This window comes from Terrimesophilobacter mesophilus (genome assembly GCF_014200375.1).
GTDB classification, from domain to species: domain Bacteria; phylum Actinomycetota; class Actinomycetes; order Actinomycetales; family Microbacteriaceae; genus Terrimesophilobacter; species Terrimesophilobacter mesophilus.
Map to the genome: position 1 here is coordinate 1,414,708 of NZ_JACHBP010000001.1, position 17,340 is coordinate 1,432,047.

Below are 17,340 nucleotides of genomic sequence, written 5' to 3' on the forward strand. Positions count from 1 at the left end.
CGGCGGGATGACGTGCGCGTCGTGCGCGAACCGCGTCGAACGCAAGCTCAACAAAATCCCCGGGGTGAACGCATCCGTCAACTTCGCCACCGAGAAGGCGCTCGTGAGCGTCCCTGGCGGAACGGATGTCGCCACGCTCATCGCCGCGGTCGAGTCTGCAGGGTACACCGCCGCGGAACCCGCGCCGCCGGTAACCCTGGTCGACGATGAGGGCGATGGGCGCGCCGAGGACCCGGCCATCGCATCCCTGCGGCAGCGCCTGATCCTGTCGACGATCCTGGCCGTACCTGTCGTCGTGTTGTCGATGATCCCGGCGGTCCAGTTCACGAACTGGCAGTGGCTCGCGCTCACGCTCGCCGCACCGGTCGCCATCTGGGGTGCATGGCCGTTCCACCGCGCAGCATGGGTGAACCTCCGCCACGGTGGGACGACCATGGACTCGCTCGTCAGCGTCGGCGTTCTCGCCGCACTCGGCTGGTCGCTCTACGCGTTGTTCTTCGGCGAGGCCGGGATGCCCGGCATGACCATGTTGTTCCACTTCCTCGCCGAGCCGGGGTCTGGCGCGAACGAGATCTACCTGGAGGTCGCCGCAGCGGTCACCGTGTTCCTCCTCCTCGGACGTTACCTCGAAGCGCGTGCGAAGCGGGCATCCGGTGCAGCGCTCCGTGCTCTGCTGGAGCTCGGTGCGAAGGACGCCATCAGGCTGGAGAACGGACGGGAGACCCGCGTCCCGATCGGCGAGCTGAGGGTCGGGGACCGGTTCGTCGTGCGGCCGGGAGAGAAGATCGCGACCGACGGTCTCGTCGTCGAAGGGTTCTCCGCTGTCGACGCGAGCATGCTCACCGGCGAGTCGAACCCCGTGGATGTCTCCGTGGGCGAACGCGTCGTCGGCGCGACGGTGAACGTTGCCGGCCGACTCGTCGTGGAGGTCACGCGTGTCGGAGCGGACACCGAGCTCGCCAGGATGGGCAGGGTCGTGGAGGATGCCCAGACCGGCAAGGCCCGGGTGCAGCGGCTTGCCGACCGGGTGTCCTCGGTGTTCGTGCCCATCGTGTTCGGCCTTGCCGTGCTCACGCTTGTCGGGTGGCTCCTCTTCGGGGCGACCCTCGTCATGGCCTTCACGGCCGCGGTCGCGACCCTCATCATCGCGTGCCCGTGCGCGCTCGGCCTCGCAACCCCCACCGCCCTGCTCGTCGGCACGGGGCGCGGATCGCAGCTCGGCATCCTCATCGGCGGACCGCAGGTGCTCGAGCAGACCCGTCGCGTGGACACGATCGTGCTGGACAAGACCGGCACCGTCACGACCGGCGTCATGGCAGTGTCAGGGATCACCACCGCCGACGGCGAGGAGGATGACGAGATCCTCGCGATGGCGGCCGCTGTCGAACACGGCTCAGAGCATCCGACCGGGGCCGCGATCGTCTCCGCCGCGCTGGAGCGCGGGATCGGGCTCACGCCGGTCGAATCGTTCACCGCCGACGCCGGAAGCGGCGTACGTGGGATGGTCGACGATCGGCTCGTCCTCGTCGGCCGGATGGCGTGGCTCGAGAAGGAGTGGTCCTCGTCGGCGCCGGCGGCACTCGCGGATTCCGCGAAGGCTGCAGAGGGCGAAGGCGGCACCGTCGTCGCCATCGCGTGGGACGGCTCCGTGCGCGGGATCATCACCATCTCGGACACCGTGAAGCACTCGAGCGCGGAGGCGATCGGCCGGTTCCGTGCGCTGGGGCTCACCCCGATCCTCCTCACCGGCGACAACGAAGGCGCAGCAGCAGCCGTCGGTACGGCCGTCGGCATCGACGATGTGCGCGCCGGCGTGAGCCCGGCAGGCAAACTCGACGTCATCCGGGAACTGCAGGGTCATGACCGCACCGTGGCGATGGTCGGCGACGGAGTCAATGACGCCGCGGCACTCGCCGCAGCCGACCTCGGAATCGCGATGGGCTCCGGCACCGACGCGGCGATCGCGGCGAGCGACATCACGGTCGTCCGCGGCGACCTGAACGGAGTCGTCGATGCGATTCGACTGGCCAGAAGGACGCTCGGCGTCATCAAGGGGAACCTGTTCTGGGCATTCGCATACAACGTCGCAGCCATACCGCTCGCGATGGCCGGGCTGCTCAACCCGCTCATCGCCGGTGCCGCGATGGCGTTCTCTTCCGTGTTCGTGGTGACGAACAGCCTGCGGCTTCGGCGGTTCCGCGCGCTCTAGTCGCGGTCGTCGTCGCTCGTGAACCGGTTGCGCAGGCGCTCCAGTTCACGGCGGTCCCTCTTGGTCGGCCGTCCTGCGCCGCGGTCGCGCTGCCCGACGATCGCGCGTTCTTCGCGCGGAGGAGGGGGCGGAGTGCTGTCCGTGTAGCAGTCGGTCGCGACGGAGGCCGCGACCCGCTTGGAGAGGAGCCGCTGGACGGTGAGGATGCGGTCGAATCCGGCGATCCGGATGCGAATCTCGTCGCCCACGCGCACCGGCTGCGCCGCCTTGACCCGCTCCCCGCCGACACGCACGTGGCCCGCGCGGCATCCGGCGGTCGCCGCCGACCGCGTCCGGTAGATGCGCACGGCCCACAGCCACGCATCCACCCGCACAGAATCGGCCATGCGTCGAGCCTAGGCCGGAGGCTCGAAAACGGCGCCACACTTGCCATAGGCTCGCGAGGGAGGATGCCGACCAATCCCGGAGGCGAGGACACGCAATGGGCCAGGAGACGTTCGTCGCCGCCATCGACCAGGGGACGACCTCGAGCAGGTGCATCGTCTTCAACAAGCGGGGCCGGATCGTGTCCAGCGCCCAGCGGGAGCACCGGCAGATCTTCCCCCGGCCGGGCTGGGTCGAGCACGACGCCACCGAGATCTGGGCCAACGTTCAGGATGTCGTCCAGCGTGCGCTCGACGGCGGCGGCATCGCGGTCGACCAGCTTGCCGCGATCGGGATCACCAACCAGCGGGAGACGGTCGTGCTCTGGGACCGGGAGACCGGCGAGCCGGTTTCGAACGCGATCGTGTGGCAGGACACCCGCACGCGCGACCTGGTTCGTGAGCTCGGCGCGCCGGTCGGGCCAGAACGATTCCGGGAGCGCACCGGACTGCCGCTGGCCACCTACTTCTCCGGCCCCAAGTTTCTGTGGATGCTCGAGAACATCGACGGGTTGAGGGAGCGGGCCGAGCGCGGCGACATCCTGTTCGGCACCATGGACTCCTGGCTCATCTGGAACCTCACGGGCGGCACCGACGGCGGCAGGCACGTGACCGATGTCACGAATGCCAGTCGCACGCTCCTCATGAACCTGCGCGAACTCGACTGGGACGGGACGGTGCTCGAGCGCATGCGCATCCCACGCGCAGCACTCCCGGAGATCGTCTCATCGTCCGAGGTGTACGGGACGGCGACGGGCGTTCTTGCGGGTGTTCCCATCGCGGGTGCGCTCGGGGACCAGCATGCAGCCCTCTTCGGGCAGACCGCGTTCTCCGAGGGCGACGTCAAGAGCACGTACGGCACGGGGAGTTTCCTCCTGTTGAACACCGGCGCCGAGCCCGTCCAGTCGCGGCACGGATTGCTCACCACCGTCGGGTACCAGATCGGGGATGCGCCCGCCGTCTACGCCCTCGAGGGTTCGATCGCGGTGTCCGGTGCTCTCGTGCAGTGGTTCCGGGACCAGTTGGGCGCCATCGAGAACGCGAGCGACATCGAGGCGCTCGCGGCGAGCGTCGCCGACAACGGCGACTGCTATGTCGTCCCCGCCTTCTCGGGCCTGTTCGCACCGCACTGGCGAAGCGACGCTCGCGGTGTCATCGTGGGGCTGACCGGCTATGTCACGAAGGCGCACATCGCGCGCGCGATCCTCGAGGCATCCGCCTGGCAGACGAAAGAGGTGGTCGACGCGATGGCGGCCGACACCCGGATGCCGCTCGCCGAGCTTCGGGTGGACGGCGGTATGACGGCCAACAACCTGCTCCTGCAGATTCTCGCCGACGCGCTCGACGTGAGGGTGATCCTTCCCGAGGTAACGGAGACCACGTGTCTCGGCGCCGCGTTCGCGGCGGGCCTTGCGGTCGGCTACTGGTCGGGTCTGGATGAACTACGGGAGACGTGGAGCCAGAAGGCCGCATTCGAGCCGGCGATCGACGAGAAACGCCGCGCCCACGAGTATCGGCAGTGGAAGAAGGCGGTGGCCAGAACACTGGACTGGGTCGAGCCGGAAGTCGGAGTCGACCGGTAGTCGCTCGGGCGGCGACACGATTGCGTTCTGGTGAAGTCCACCGTGCTACCGTCGCCCCATGACGCGCATCGTCGCGGTAGCGCCGGAGCTTCCAGAGTACGTGTACGCGCAAGCGGACATCACGAGGGAGCTCGCGCCCCTCATCTCCGCCGATCCGGCCCAGAGGGTCATCCTGGAACGGATGCACGCGTCGACGGGCATCGGTACCCGGCACACGGCACTTCCCCTTGACCGGTACCGGGACCTCGGCCCCTTCGGCGACACGAATGACATCTTCATCACCGTCGCGACGAACCTCGCAGAGCGAGCACTCGCGTCGGCCCTGGACTCGGCGCGGCTCCGCGCGCGCGACGTCGACTTCATCATGTTCACGTCGGTGACCGGGATCTCGGCACCGTCCATCGACGCGCTTCTCATCCCTCGCCTCGGACTGCGCAGCGACGTGAAGCGCCTGCCGTCGTTCGGCCTGGGCTGCGTGGCGGGTGCCGCGGGGATCGCTCGCGTCCACGACTACCTCGTCGGGCATCCGAGCGACATCGGCGTGCTCATCAGCGTCGAACTGTGCTCGCTCACCCTGCAGCGAGCCGACGCGACGATGGCGAACTTCGTCGCCACGGGGCTCTTCGGCGACGGAGCGAGTGCGGTCGTCCTGGCCGGCGAGGACGCGGTGGTGCCCGGGCCGCGCGCTGCGACCGGCCCGCGCGTGGTCGATACGAAGAGCGCCTTCTATCCGGACTCCGCTGCGGTGATCGGCTGGAACGTGAAGGCGAGCGGGTTCGAGATCGTCCTCACGGCCGGTGTCGCCGACCTCATCGAGAAACACTTTCCAGAAGAGGTGCGTTCGTTCCTCGCCGGCAACGGCCTCACCGTCGACGACATCGGATGCTGGCTCGCGCATCCGGGCGGCCCGCGGGTGCTCGAGGCGTTCGGCACGGCGCTCGGACTGCCGCGAAGCGCGTTCGCCCTGAGTTGGGCGTCGCTCGAAAAGGTCGGCAACCTCTCCTCCTCCTCCGTGCTGCACGTGCTCGCGGATGCCGGCACCCAGCCCGCGGGAACCCGCGGAGTGCTGTTCGCTCTCGGCCCCGGAGTGAGCGCCGAATTCGTCCTCCTGGAGTGGCAGTGATCCTCTACTCGGCGCTCATTCTCGCGACTGGTGCGGAACGCATCGTCGAACTCGTCCTCTCGACCCGGAACGCGCGGAAGGCGTTCTCGCTCGGCGGGGTCGAGTACGGTCGCGGGCACTTTCCCTGGCTGGTCGCGCTGCACACCGGCCTGCTCGTCGCGTGCATCATCGAGGTTCTCGTAACCGACCGGCCGTTCCTCCCGCTCCTCGGATGGCCGATGCTCGCGCTGGTCGTCGCGAGCCAGGCCCTTCGGTACTGGTGCATCGCCACGCTCGGGAGCCAATGGAACACGCGCGTGATCGTGGTGCAGGGCCTGGGTCTCGTGACGCGCGGTCCGTACCGCTGGCTGCGGCATCCGAACTATCTCGCCGTCGTCGTCGAAGGTTTCGCGCTGCCACTCGTGCACACCGCGTGGATCACGGCGCTCGTCTTCACCGTGCTCAACGCCGTTCTGCTTCTCGGTTTCAGGATTCCGACGGAGAACCGCGCGCTGGCATCCCTGCAGCCGGCCGGCCCGAGGGGACGATCCACGTGACCGACGTGCTCGTTGTCGGTGGTGGCCCGATCGGGCTTGCAACCGCGATCGAGGCGAGGATGGCGGGACTCTCGGTCACCGTCGTCGAGCCGCGCGGCGTGCCGATCGACAAAGCCTGCGGCGAGGGGCTCATGCCGGGCGCGCTCGCCGCACTCGAACGCCTTGGCATCGACCCGCCGGGGCACGTGATCGCAGGGATCAGCTACCAGGCAGGCGATCGGAGAGTCGACCACGCCTTCCGCCACCGGCTCGGTCGCGGCGTTCGACGCACGACGCTGCACCGGGTCCTGGCCGAACGGGCGGAGGCCGTGGGCGTGGAGTTGGTGCGGGGCACAGTGGATGCGCTGCAGCAGGACGACGACTCCGCATCCGCGCGGCTCACCGACGGCACGACCCGGCGTGCCCACTGGCTCGTGGGCGCCGACGGCCTGCACTCGACCGTTCGCACCGAGGCCGGGCTCGCGCTACCGGTGCGCGGGACTCGCAGATTCGGACTTCGCCGGCACTTTGCCGCAGCGCCCTGGAACGAGTTCGTCGAAGTGCACTGGACGCCCGCCGCGGAACTCTACGTCACGCCGGTCGGCGATGGCGAGGTCGGAGTCGCCGTGCTCGGGCCGCAGCACACCGACTACGACGAAGCGGTCCGGTCGGTGCCCGCTCTTGCCGACCGGCTCCGCGATCGAGCGATCACGACGAGCACGCGCGGCGCAGGGCCGTTCCACCAGCGAACCACGGCCAGGACCGCCGGGCGCGTAATCCTCGTGGGGGATGCATCCGGCTACGTGGATGCGATCACGGGAGAGGGGATCCGCGTCGGGCTCGCACAGGCCAGGGTCGCGATCGAGTGCATCGCAGCCGGGAATCCCGCGCGTTACGAGCGCGAGTGGAGGCGGGTCACGAGGAATTTCCGGATGCTGACCTCGGGCCTCGTCGCCCTGGGCGACTCGCCGCTTCGGTCAGCCATCGTTCCCCTGGCGCGGTCGCTCCCCGGTGTCTACGGCGCCGTCGTGGAGCGCCTGGCTCGCTGAGCCCGGTAATCCCCTGCCGAGAACCACCTCCGGCGATGACGACGGACCCGAACTCCCTCGAGCGCCTGTTCAGGGCAGAATCCGCTACCTGAACTCGCCCGTCGCCGCGGCAGGGTCGACCGAACGATCGTCGCGTGACGGCACCCTGATGTCGAAGAGGGCGTCGAGCGCCTCGGCGAACTCGTCGGAGCGTCCATCGATGGCGAGCTCCCTGGCGCGCACGGACGGGCCGTGCAGCAGCACTCCGGCGAAGTGACGAAGCGCCGACTCCGTCTCGGGGGATGCCGGACGCCGGCCGAGCTCTTCGGCGAGGGTGTCGAGGACGTGCTTTCGCAACGCGACGACCGCGGGTGCTACGGCCTGCTCGGCGGCGAACGCGGTTGCGGCGCTCGAGACCATCTCGTGCGCGTCACTCGTTGAGTTGAGCTCTTCGAGGGGGGCATGGAGGCTGACGGTTTCGAGGTCGAGGAGTTCGATCCCGTCGACCGTCGCGACATCCGGGTTCACGTTTCGCGGAAGTCCCAGATCGATGACGAGCGTTCGCCGGGCCGCACCGAAGTGCTGCGCCGCAAGGGCATACCCGTCGACAGTGGTGCAGGTCACGATGAGATCGGCATCGGCGACCTCCGCGGGAAGGTCGCTCGCCGCACGCAGTCCGTGGCTCGTCGCGAAAGCCGGCCCCCGCCCGGTCGGCGAGTACACCGTCATCCTCGTCACCCCGCGCATCCGCAACGCCGCGACGGTTGCTGCCGCGTACCGTCCGGTCCCGACGAGCAGGACGTTCAGATCGGACCAGTCGGCGAAACGACTCGCTGCCAGTTCGAGGGCGAGGTGAACGAGAGAGCGACCCGCGACGCTGATCGCCGTACCGGTTCGCACCCCGCGGCTCGTCTTCGCGGCCGCCTGGAAGAGTCGCTCGAGCGGGGACGATGTCGAGCCGGCGTGTTGCGCAGCGCTGAGAGCCCTGCCGACCTGGCCGGCGATCTCGCCCTCACCGACGACCACGGACTCCAGTCCGGAGGCCACCGAGAAGAGGTGTCTCGGCACATCGTGTTCCTGGAAGACACGCGCGTGCACGCGAAGGGGCTCGGCCTCGACTCCTGCCGCCTCGGCGACGACGGGTATGACATCCTCCAACGCGGAGTCGAGGTAGACCTCGAACCGATTGCAGGTGGACAACACGATGGCCCCGTCGACATCGGCACGCCCGTGGAGCCCCGTCAGCACCGTGGGCGCCGCCGCGGAGAGTCGTTCCAGATAGTCGAATGGCGCAGTTCGATGGTTGATGGACGCGCAGACAAGCACGCCCTCCAGTGTAGAACTCGTTTTGCGTGCCTAAGCTGTATCCGTGCTTCTTTGGCGAACCATCCGATGATCGACGGCCGAACGCAGGATTCCCCGCTCATCCGCGCCTATCGAGGGCAGAGGGCGGACACCCTTCCGGTGTGGTTCATGCGGCAGGCCGGACGGTCCCTTCCCGAGTACCGGGCGCTGCGCACGGATGTCGCGATGCTCGATGCCTGCCTCGACCCTGCGCTCGCGAGCGAGATCACCCTGCAGCCGGTGCGCAGGCACGGCGTCGACGCCGGCATCCTGTTCAGCGACATCGTCGTTCCCGTCAAGCTCGGCGGCGTCGGCGTGGAGATCGTGCCGGGTCGGGGACCGGTGCTCGAGCATCCGATCCGCAGCGCCTCGGATGTCGCGGCGCTGCGCCCCATCGACCCGGATGTCTTCTCTCCGATCCGAGAGGCCGTCGCCCTCACCGTCGCAGAACTCGGCTCGACGCCGCTCATCGGCTTCGCGGGCGCCCCGTTCACCCTCGCCGCCTACCTGGTGGAGGGGGGCCCGTCCAGGGACCACCTTCGGGCGCGTACACTCATGCACTCCGACCCGCATACCTGGGCGGCACTCATGAACTGGGTGGCCGATGCCTCCGGCGAGTTCCTCCGAGCGCAGGTCGAGGCCGGTGCATCCGCCGTGCAGCTGTTCGACTCCTGGGCCGGATCTCTCAGCGTCGAGGACTACGTACGCCGGGTCGCCCCGCACTCCCGGCGAGCACTGGACCACCTTCGCGGGCTGGACGTGCCGAAAGTCCACTTCGGGGTCGGAGCCGGCGACCTGCTCGAGGCGATGTACGGCGTCGGTGCGGACGTCATGGGCGTCGACTGGCGGATGCCGCTGTCCGAGGCGAATCGTCGACTGGGGGGACGGACACCGATCCAGGGCAACATCGATCCCGCGCTGCTGGCCGCTCCCTGGCCGGTGCTGGAGGCGCACGTGCGCGCGGTCGTCGACGCGGGGCGGGCTGCTCCGGCACACGTGGTCAATCTCGGGCACGGCGTTCCGCCGGATACCGACCCTGACACGCTCACGCGACTCGTCGAACTCGTGCACTCCCTCCCGCAGTGACGACCGCAGCGACTCGACGCGCCATCGTGATCGGGGGTGGAATCGCGGGCCTCGTGGTGGCGCGGGACCTCGCGGTGGGCGGTGTCCCCGTCATGCTGCTCGAAGCCGACGATCGCCTGGGCGGGCAGGTACGGCGCCACCGTGTCGGCGGCATCGATCTGGATGCCGGGGCGGAGGCCTTCGCAATCCGCACGAGCGCCGTGGCCGACCTTGCCGAGGAGCTCGGACTCCGCGCTGACATCGTCGCGCCGCAGCCGGCAGGGGCCTGGCTGTATTCGGACGATCGCGGGGCCCTGCCGCTTCCCGCGACGAGCCTGCTCGGCATTCCCGCCACCCCCTTCGACGCAGCGGTGGCCAGGATCGTCGGGCGCCGCGCCGCACTGCGCGCCGGCCTCGACGCCGTCCTGCCGAGGCGTGTCGGAGCGACCTCGCGCACCCTCGGCGAGCTCGTGCGGCGCAGGATGGGCACGGCCACGGTCGAAGGACTCGTCGCCCCGGTGACGGTCGGCGTGCACAGCACCCATCCTGACGAGCTGCCCCTGGAACGCGTAGCCCCCGGCCTGCTTGCGGCACTCGCCGCCCAGGGCACCCTCGCGCGCGCCGTTCGCAGGCTGCGCGGTTCCGCGATCGCGGGATCGGCCGTCGCGGGGATCCGGGGCGGGATCACGCGACTCGTGGACGAGCTCCGGGCCGACCTCGAACGGCGTGGTGCCGACATCCGAGTCGGTGCCCGCGTGGACGAGGTGTGGGCCGACGGTGCGCTCGTGGGCGGTCAGTCGGTCCCCGGTGCCGTCGTGGTCGCCGCACCCGGCCTGGTCGCGCCGGCGCAGTCGCGCAGGACCGTGCTGGCGACCCTCGTTCTCGACAGCGTCGAGCTGGATTCCGCGCCGCGGGGCAGCGGCGTCCTGGTGGCGAGGAGCTCGCGGGTGATGGCGAAGGCCCTGACCCACCAGACCGCGAAATGGTCGTGGCTGGCCGAGCGCGCCGCCGGCCGGCACGTCGTGAGGCTCTCCTACGCGAGCGCGCCTCCCGACTTCAGCGAGGTGGCGAGGGCGGATGCGGCCGAACTGCTCGGCATCGACATCCGCCCTGGGCAGGTCCTCGATTTCGCGACGGTGGAGTGGTCTCGCGCTGTGCGGCAGCCGCCGGTCCCCGGTGTCGTCCAGGTCGGAGAGTCGGTCGCGGGCACCGGGCTGGCCTCGGTCGTCGCCCAGGCGAGGGCACAGGCGGCGAGCCTGCTCTCGGGGCCACTGGCGCCGCCGCACGGGAGGCCGCTCGGTCGCGGTGCGAGCACGAAGCCGAAAAGTCGTAGCGTGGTACCAGGCAAGGAGAACGACACAGAATGACAACGGAAACCCCCGAACTCGGTTACACCCTCTGGGCGGTGCTCCGGCGAGACCCGGCGAGAGTCGCAGAAGGGCCGGTCGACGATCTCGCCGAACGTGTCGCCGCGGTGCAGAAGACGGGAGTCGTGATTCGCGGCTTCTATGACACGTCGGGTGTGAAGGCGGACTCCGACCTCATGGTGTGGCTGCACGGGCCCGACCCGCAGCGACTGCAGTGGGCGCTGCGCGAGCTTCGCCGCTCCCCACTGCTCACCACCCTCCTGCCCACGTGGAATGCGCTCGGTGTTCACCGTGACGCGGAGTTCACGGCGAGCCACCTCCCGGCCTACCTGCGGGGTACCGAACCGAAACGGTGGTTGACGGTGTACCCGTTCGTGCGCTCCTACGAGTGGTACCTGCTGTCCGAGGATGAGCGCCGCCGGATGCTCGGCGAGCACGGAATGAAGGGTCGCGACTTCCCGCAGGTCCTCGCGAACACCGTCGCGAGCTTCGCGCTCGGCGACTACGAGTGGCTCCTCGGGCTGGAGGCGGACGAGCTCGTGGACCTCGTGGACCTCATGCGTCACCTGCGCTACGTCGATGCGCGACTTCACGTGCGGGAGGAGATCCCGTTCTACACGGGCCGTCGTATCGAGCTCGCGGAGCTGCCAGAGGTCCTCGCGTGACCGCGCCGGCCGCCTACGACGCCATCCTGCTCGCGGGATTCGGTGGGCCGGAGGGGCAGGATGACGTCATCCCGTTCCTCCGCAACGTCACGCGCGGGCGAGGCATCCCCGACGAGCGCCTCGAGACGGTCGCCACCCACTACCGTCACTTCGGCGGTGTCAGCCCGATCAACGATCACAACCGGCAGTTGAAGTCCGCTATCGAGGCCGAGTTGGGCTCGCGCGGCATCGACCTGCCCGTGCTGTGGGGAAACCGCAACTGGGCGCCCTTCCTGAACGAGGCGGTCGTCGAGGCGAACGAGCGCGGACTCACACGCCTTCTCGGGATCGTCACGAGCGCCTACAGCTCATACTCCAGCTGCCGGCAGTACCGGGAGGACTTCGCGAGAGCACTGGCCGAGACCGGACTCGATGGCACAGTGCACATCGACAAGGTTCGCCAGTACTTCGACCACCCCGGCTTCGTCACGCCGTTCATCGAAGGCGTACGCAACGCCTACGCCGAGTTCGCCGACCGGGGCATCTCCTCCGACCGGGTCCACGTGCTGTTCTCCACGCACAGCATCCCGAGCGATGACGCGGAGCGCAGCGGGCCGCGCGACACCGACTTCGGGCCGGGTGGCGCGTACGCGGCGCAGCACCTCGCGGTCGCCCGCGTCGTCATGGACGCGCAGGAGCAGCCGGGGAGCTGGGAGCTCGTCTACCAGTCGCGCTCCGGGGCGCCGAGCACACCGTGGCTCGAACCCGACATCAACGACGCGATCGCCGCCCTCGACATCCAGAAGGTCGACGGCGTCGTGATCGTGCCGCTCGGCTTCGTGAGCGACCACATGGAGGTGCTCTGGGACCTCGACACCGAAGCGCTGGAGGCGACGCGTGAGCGCGGCCTCGAGGCCATCCGCGTCCCGACCCCCGGCATCCATGAGGCGTTCGTGACCGGTCTGGTCGACCTCGTGGTCGAACGTCTGCGCGGCACTCCGGATGAGGACCGGCCGGCCCTGACGGACCTCGGGCCCTGGTACGACGTGTGCCGCCCTGGTTGCTGTGAGAACATCCGTGCCGGGTTCAAGCCGGCCGTCGCGGGGATGGCACCGTGACCCTCCGCATCGGCACGCGCGCGAGCGCCCTCGCGATGGCACAGACCGGCCAGGTCGCCGACCGGTTGACGCGCGAGAGCGGCGAGACGGTCGAGCTCGTGAAGGTCACGACGGCGGGCGACCGCAGCACCGCTTCCCTCGCGTCCCTCGGTGGCACCGGCGTGTTCGCTGCGGCGCTGCGCGAGGCCCTGCTCGCCGGGGAGTGCGACATCGTCGTCCATTCGCTCAAGGATCTGCCCACAGCTCCGCTCCCGGGGCTCGTCGTCGCGGCGACGCCGAAGCGGGCGGATGCGCGTGACGCCCTGTGCGCCAGGGGCGGATTCACCCTCGAGACCCTTCCGGTCGGGGCACGGGTCGGGACCGGATCGCCGCGGCGTCGTGCCCAACTGCTGTCTCGCCGACCCGATCTGGAGACCCTCGACATCCGCGGCAACGTCGACACCCGTCTCGGGCGCGTCTCGAGCGGCGATCTCGACGCGGTCGTGCTCGCCGCGGCGGGCCTCGAGCGGCTCGGAAGGCTCGATGCAGCAACACAGCTGCTCGAGCTGTCGGAGTGGCCGACGGCACCGGGCCAGGGCGCTCTGGCACTCGAGGTCCGCGCCGGTGAGGAGCAGCTCGTTGCGGCCCTCGACCACCCGGCCACCCGGCTGATCGTCGAGACCGAGCGCGGGGTCCTCGCCCGACTGGAGGCCGGATGCGCGGCACCCGTCGGTGTGACCGCCATGCTCGACGGAGGGCTGCTGTTCGCCTCGGCGCGCGTCTACAGTCTCGACGGCAGCGGCGTGCTCACGAGTTCCCATGCTCTTTACCCGGCGGACTCGCCGGAACCCGCAGAAGAGCTGGCGCGGCGCATCGCCGACGAGCTGCTCGCGGCGGGGGCTGCGGAGTTCGCTCCGCTCGGAGGGTAGTGCCGTGACCAGTGCCATAGCCGGATGGCGCGTGCTCGTGCCGCGCGGCGGCCCCTGGGGCCGTGCCGTTGCGGCCCGCCTGGTTGAGCACGGCGCGGTGCCGGTCGTCGCCCCTCTCGTCGACTTCGCCCCGACGGAGGATGCAGCGGAGCTCGCCGCGGGACTCGGACGGCTCGCCGCGGGCGACGTCGACTGGCTCGTCGTGACGAGCGCGACGACGGCCGGCCTGCTCGAGGGCGTGGCGGTCCCCGCGACCACGAGGATCGCCGCGGTCGGACCCGCGACGGCGGCGGCGCTCGCAGAGGCAGGGCTCCGGGTCGATTTCGTGCCGAGCTCCGACTTCTCGGCGGACGCCATCGTCGCCGAGTGGCCGGGCGGGACCGGATCACGGATCCTCCTGCCGCAGTCCGCCATCGCCGAACCGACTCTCGCCGAGGGCCTGCGTGCGGCGGGAAACCGGGTCGACACGGTTGCGGCCTACCGGACGATCGGAGTGCATGTCGCACCGGAGATCGTCGCGGAGGTGCAGTCCGGCGCCATCCGCGCCATCCTCGTGACATCGGGGAGCGTTGCCCACGAGGTCGCGGCGCAACTCGCGCCGATTTCCCCTGGCACCATGATCGCCTGCATCGGGCCGCGCACGGCGGCAGCGGCGAGCGCGGCGGGCCTCGAGGTCGGTGCGATCGCAGAACAGCAGACCGTCGAATCCCTGATCCTCTCCATCATCCAACCAGCGGAGGCACGACCATGACCGGACCGGATCGGCGACCACGCCGACTGCGGGCGACCCCCGCGATGCGGCGCCTCGTCGCCGAGACGCGACTGCACACGGCGGAGCTCATCCTGCCCATGTTCGTGAGGGAGGGCATCAGCCGGCCGGTACCGATCCGATCGATGCCCGGCGTCGTGCAGCACAGCCTGGACTCGTTCCGTGCCGCGCTGGGCGAGGCCGCCGCCACCGGCATCGGCGGCGTCATGCTGTTCGGTGTTCCGGAGCATAAGGATGCGATCGGTTCCGGCGCGACCGACGACAACGGCATCCTCAACGTCGCGACGCGGATCGCGGTGGCGGAGGTCGGCTCTGCGCTGGTCGTGCAGACCGACCTGTGCCTCGACGAGTTCACCGACCACGGCCACTGCGGCGTTCTCGACGCGGACGGTCGAGTCGATAACGATGCGAGCCTCGTGCGCTATCAGGAGATGGCTCTCGCGCAGGTCGCCGCCGGCTCTGCCCTCCTCGGGCTGTCCGGGATGATGGACGGCCAGGTCGCCGCCGTGCGGGAGGCACTCGACTCCGCCTCGCATTTCCAGACGGCCATACTCGGATATGCGGCGAAGTACGCGTCGGCGTTCTACGGGCCGTTCCGCGAAGCGGTCGACTCCTCACTCGTCGGAGACCGGCGAACCTACCAGCAGGACCCGGCCAATCGGCGTGAGGGTGTCTACGAGGCCAGGCTCGACATCGACGAAGGAGCCGACATCATCATGGTCAAACCCGCGATGGGCTACCTCGACGTTCTCGCCGATGTCGCAGCGGAGAGTCCCATTCCGGTATGGGCATATCAGGTGAGCGGGGAGTACGCGATGGTGGAGGCCGCGGCGGCGAACGGCTGGATCGATCGCGAGCGCGCGATCATGGAGAGCCTTGTGGGCATCCGTCGTGCCGGTGCCGAGGCCGTTCTCACCTACTGGGCCGTCGAGGCAGCGGAGGCGATCGCATGACGACCACCAACCAGCAGCAGTTCGAACGGGCGCAGCACGCGATCCCCGGAGGCGTGAACTCCCCGGTGCGCGCGTTCGGCTCGGTCGGTGGTACCCCACGATTCTTCGTGAGCGGCACTGGCCCATATCTCACGGATGTCGAAGGCAGGGAGTACGTCGACCTGGTCGCATCCTGGGGCCCCGCCTTGCTCGGGCACGCGCATCCCGAGGTCGTGCGCGCGGTTCAGGATGCCGCCGCGCGCGGTCTGTCGTTCGGGGCGTCGACGCCCGGGGAGACGGAACTGGCTGAGCTCGTGGAGGCGCGGGTGAGCGCCGGGGGGCGGCATCCGATCGGAAAGCTCCGTCTCGTGTCGACCGGCACCGAGGCGACGATGACGGCCATCCGCCTGGCCCGCGGGTTCACCGGGCGCGACCTGCTCGTGAAGTTCGCCGGCCACTACCACGGACATTCGGACTCGCTGCTGGCCGAGGCCGGCTCCGGGCTCGCGACGCTGTCTCTGCCCGGCTCGGCCGGTGTGCCGGCGGCCGTGGCGGCGCAGACCCTCGTGCTCCCGTACAACGACGTGGCGGCCGTCCGGGCCGCCTTCGCGGAGCACGGCGATCGCATCGCCGCGATCATCACCGAGGCGGCCGCGGCCAACATGGGTGTCGTCGCCCCGGACCCGGGATTCAACCGGACGATCGGCTCGATCGCCCGCGAGCATGGCGCCCTCCTCATTCTCGACGAGGTGCTCACCGGATTCCGGGTCGGGGAGGCCGGGTGGTGGGGGCTCGAGGCCTCCGGCGCCGTCCCTGGCGGGGAGGACTGGGAGCCCGACCTGTTCGCGTTCGGCAAGGTCATCGGCGGCGGGATGCCGCTGGCTGCGCTCGGCGGGCGCGCCGACGTCATGGACCGCCTGGCTCCGCTCGGCCCGGTCTACCAGGCCGGCACCCTGAGCGGCAATCCGCTCGCGGTCGCCGCGGGCATCGCGACGCTGCGCGCTGCGGATGCCGGGGTGTACGAGCGCGTGACCTCGGTCGCGAACGAGCTCTCCGCCGCCGTGTCGGACGCCCTCTCTGCCGAGGGCGTCGAGCACGTCGTTCAGCGGGCCGGCACGCTCTTCTCGTTCGCCTTCGCTGCAGAGCCGCCACGCGACTACACGGCGGTCAAGCGGCAGGAGGCGTTCCGCTATCCTCCGTTCTTCCACGCGATGCTCTCCGCGGGCGTCAACCTTCCGCCGTCCGTGTTCGAGGCGTGGTTCGTGACGGCCGCGCATGACAGCGATGCGGTCGGGCGGATGGTCGAGGCGCTGCCGGCTGCCGCGAAGGCCGCCGCCGCGGCACGCCCCGCCGACTGATCGCGCCCGCCCCTTCCTCCTCGTTGACTCGGGTCAATCTGCGACTTCGATGGCCCCGACACCCGCAGATCGACCCGAGTCAACGGAGCCGACGCGGCCACGGATGACGAACCCGAACGCCGCCGCGACGAAGAACATGAGCACGCCGTACACCGCGGCCGGCAGCGACAGTTCGACGCTGCCGAGCACGGTCTGGGCGATGACGATCGCAAGCGTCGCATTGTGGATGCCGATCTCGAAGCCGCTCGCGACCGCCTGCGCGCGACGCACGCCGAAGAGCTTCGGAACCCAGTACCCGATGGTCAGGCTCAGCAGGCAGAACAGCACGGTGATGAGTGCGAGCGAGGCGAAGTTCGCGACGAGGATGTCGATGTTCGAGTAGACCGCGCCGCCGATGACGACGACCAGGATGACAACGGATGCGATGCGCACCGGCTTGTCCATGGCATCCGCGAACCCCGGCTTCCACCAGCGCACGAGCATGCCGAGCGCCACCGGCAGCAGCACGATCGCGAAGACCTCGAGCACCTTGGAGAGCTGCAGGCCGAGGGTGGGGTCGCCGGGCATGAAGAACGCGATCGCGATGTTGGCGATGATCGGCAGGGTCACGACGGCGATGACCGAGTTGATCGCGGTGAGGCTGATGTTGAGGGCGACGTCCCCGCGGAACAGGTGGCTGTAGAGGTTCGCGGTCGTGCCTCCCGGGGAGGCCGCGAGCAGCATCATCCCGACCGCGAGCACCGGCGGAAGGTGGAAGGCGAGCACGAGGCCGAAGCACAGCGCGGGCAGCAGGATGAGCTGGCAGATGAGGGCGATGACGACCGCCTTCGGATGCTTGCCGACCCTGGCGAAGTCGCCGAGTGTGAGGGTGAGGCCGAGCCCGAACATGATGATTCCGAGGGCGACGGGCAATCCGATGGTGGTCAACGCTGATCCCATGGCCATACCCTACCGG

At 69.8% G+C, this 17,340-nt stretch carries 16 protein-coding genes; 13 read left to right on the forward strand and 3 right to left on the reverse strand.

Annotation, left to right across the window (positions count from 1 at the left end):
- Nucleotides 1-7 precede the first annotated feature (7 nt).
- Entirely contained in the window at nt 8-2,209 is a 2,202-nt protein-coding gene (locus BKA04_RS07090; RefSeq protein ID WP_104096677.1) for a heavy metal translocating P-type ATPase, read from the forward strand.
- On the opposite strand, the gene BKA04_RS07095 is transcribed toward BKA04_RS07090, so the two are convergent.
- The gene (locus BKA04_RS07095; RefSeq protein ID WP_104095789.1) at nt 2,206-2,595 is read right to left on the reverse strand and encodes an RNA-binding S4 domain-containing protein; all 390 of its coding nucleotides are present in this window, start codon (nt 2,593-2,595) and stop codon (nt 2,206-2,208) included. The genes BKA04_RS07090 and BKA04_RS07095 overlap by 4 nt on opposite strands.
- A 95-nt stretch (nt 2,596-2,690) precedes the next feature.
- Between BKA04_RS07095 and glpK the strand changes: the two genes are divergently transcribed.
- Genes glpK through BKA04_RS07110 form a run of 4 tightly spaced genes read left to right on the forward strand, consistent with a single transcriptional unit; the run spans nt 2,691 to nt 6,901 of the window.
- On the forward strand, nt 2,691-4,214 hold the full coding sequence (gene glpK / locus BKA04_RS07100) for a glycerol kinase GlpK (protein WP_104095790.1): 1,524 nt from the start codon (nt 2,691-2,693) through the stop codon (nt 4,212-4,214).
- 58 nt (nt 4,215-4,272) lie between these two features.
- Entirely contained in the window at nt 4,273-5,337 is a 1,065-nt protein-coding gene (locus tag BKA04_RS12015; RefSeq protein ID WP_104095791.1) for a type III polyketide synthase, read from the forward strand.
- On the forward strand, nt 5,328-5,873 hold the full coding sequence (locus tag BKA04_RS07105) for an isoprenylcysteine carboxyl methyltransferase family protein (RefSeq protein WP_104095792.1): 546 nt from the start codon (nt 5,328-5,330) through the stop codon (nt 5,871-5,873). The genes BKA04_RS12015 and BKA04_RS07105 overlap by 10 nt, the downstream gene beginning before the upstream one ends.
- The gene (locus tag BKA04_RS07110; protein ID WP_232841990.1) at nt 5,870-6,901 is read left to right on the forward strand and encodes an NAD(P)/FAD-dependent oxidoreductase; all 1,032 of its coding nucleotides are present in this window, start codon (nt 5,870-5,872) and stop codon (nt 6,899-6,901) included. The genes BKA04_RS07105 and BKA04_RS07110 overlap by 4 nt, the downstream gene beginning before the upstream one ends.
- A gap of 84 nt (nt 6,902-6,985) precedes the next feature.
- On the opposite strand, the gene BKA04_RS07115 is transcribed toward BKA04_RS07110, so the two are convergent.
- A complete protein-coding gene (locus BKA04_RS07115; protein ID WP_104095793.1) occupies nt 6,986-8,206 on the reverse strand; it encodes a glutamyl-tRNA reductase in 1,221 nt (406 codons plus the stop codon).
- 66 nt (nt 8,207-8,272) lie between these two features.
- On the opposite strand from BKA04_RS07115, the gene hemE reads away from it, so the two are divergent.
- Genes hemE through hemL form a run of 8 tightly spaced genes read left to right on the forward strand, consistent with a single transcriptional unit; the run spans nt 8,273 to nt 16,385 of the window.
- Nucleotides 8,273-9,310, forward strand: coding sequence for a uroporphyrinogen decarboxylase (gene hemE / locus BKA04_RS07120; RefSeq protein WP_232841991.1), 1,038 nt, complete (start codon nt 8,273-8,275; stop codon nt 9,308-9,310).
- Nucleotides 9,307-10,656 carry a protoporphyrinogen/coproporphyrinogen oxidase gene (locus BKA04_RS07125; RefSeq protein WP_232841992.1) on the forward strand — a complete coding sequence of 450 codons (1,350 nt, stop codon included), beginning with the start codon at nt 9,307-9,309 and terminating at the stop codon, nt 10,654-10,656. The genes hemE and BKA04_RS07125 overlap by 4 nt, the downstream gene beginning before the upstream one ends.
- Entirely contained in the window at nt 10,653-11,321 is a 669-nt protein-coding gene (gene hemQ, locus BKA04_RS07130) for a hydrogen peroxide-dependent heme synthase (RefSeq protein WP_104095794.1), read from the forward strand. The genes BKA04_RS07125 and hemQ overlap by 4 nt, the downstream gene beginning before the upstream one ends.
- Entirely contained in the window at nt 11,318-12,418 is a 1,101-nt protein-coding gene (locus tag BKA04_RS07135; protein WP_104095795.1) for a ferrochelatase, read from the forward strand. Before hemQ ends, BKA04_RS07135 begins: the two co-directional genes overlap by 4 nt.
- Nucleotides 12,415-13,326, forward strand: coding sequence for a hydroxymethylbilane synthase (hemC, locus tag BKA04_RS07140; protein WP_267898939.1), 912 nt, complete (start codon nt 12,415-12,417; stop codon nt 13,324-13,326). The genes BKA04_RS07135 and hemC overlap by 4 nt, the downstream gene beginning before the upstream one ends.
- Nucleotides 13,327-13,330: 4 nt before the next feature.
- Nucleotides 13,331-14,077, forward strand: coding sequence for a uroporphyrinogen-III synthase (locus BKA04_RS07145; RefSeq protein WP_232841993.1), 747 nt, complete (start codon nt 13,331-13,333; stop codon nt 14,075-14,077).
- The gene (hemB, locus tag BKA04_RS07150) at nt 14,074-15,048 is read left to right on the forward strand and encodes a porphobilinogen synthase (RefSeq protein ID WP_104095797.1); all 975 of its coding nucleotides are present in this window, start codon (nt 14,074-14,076) and stop codon (nt 15,046-15,048) included. The genes BKA04_RS07145 and hemB overlap by 4 nt, the downstream gene beginning before the upstream one ends.
- Entirely contained in the window at nt 15,045-16,385 is a 1,341-nt protein-coding gene (gene hemL, locus BKA04_RS07155) for a glutamate-1-semialdehyde 2,1-aminomutase (protein WP_104095798.1), read from the forward strand. Before hemB ends, hemL begins: the two co-directional genes overlap by 4 nt.
- Nucleotides 16,386-16,418: 33 nt before the next feature.
- Here hemL and BKA04_RS07160 read toward each other — a convergent pair whose 3' ends face one another.
- Nucleotides 16,419-17,324 (reverse strand): bile acid:sodium symporter family protein, encoded by a 906-nt coding sequence (locus tag BKA04_RS07160; protein WP_104095799.1) that lies wholly within the window; start codon nt 17,322-17,324, stop codon nt 16,419-16,421.
- Nucleotides 17,325-17,340 lie beyond the last annotated feature (16 nt).

What these genes read in the sequence shown, in the direction of transcription:
- BKA04_RS07160 (WP_104095799.1), bottom strand. Translation starts at nt 17,324, where the DNA reads ATGGGATCAGCGTTGACCACCATCGGATTGCCCGTCGCCCTCGGAATC.
- BKA04_RS07095 (WP_104095789.1), bottom strand. Translation starts at nt 2,595, where the DNA reads ATGGCCGATTCTGTGCGGGTGGATGCGTGGCTGTGGGCCGTGCGCATC.
- hemE (WP_232841991.1), top strand. Translation starts at nt 8,273, where the DNA reads ATGATCGACGGCCGAACGCAGGATTCCCCGCTCATCCGCGCCTATCGA.
- hemL (WP_104095798.1), top strand. Translation starts at nt 15,045, where the DNA reads ATGACGACCACCAACCAGCAGCAGTTCGAACGGGCGCAGCACGCGATC.
- BKA04_RS07090 (WP_104096677.1), top strand. Translation starts at nt 8, where the DNA reads ATGACGTGCGCGTCGTGCGCGAACCGCGTCGAACGCAAGCTCAACAAA.
- hemB (WP_104095797.1), top strand. Translation starts at nt 14,074, where the DNA reads ATGACCGGACCGGATCGGCGACCACGCCGACTGCGGGCGACCCCCGCG.
- BKA04_RS12015 (WP_104095791.1), top strand. Translation starts at nt 4,273, where the DNA reads ATGACGCGCATCGTCGCGGTAGCGCCGGAGCTTCCAGAGTACGTGTAC.
- hemQ (WP_104095794.1), top strand. Translation starts at nt 10,653, where the DNA reads ATGACAACGGAAACCCCCGAACTCGGTTACACCCTCTGGGCGGTGCTC.
- glpK (WP_104095790.1), top strand. Translation starts at nt 2,691, where the DNA reads ATGGGCCAGGAGACGTTCGTCGCCGCCATCGACCAGGGGACGACCTCG.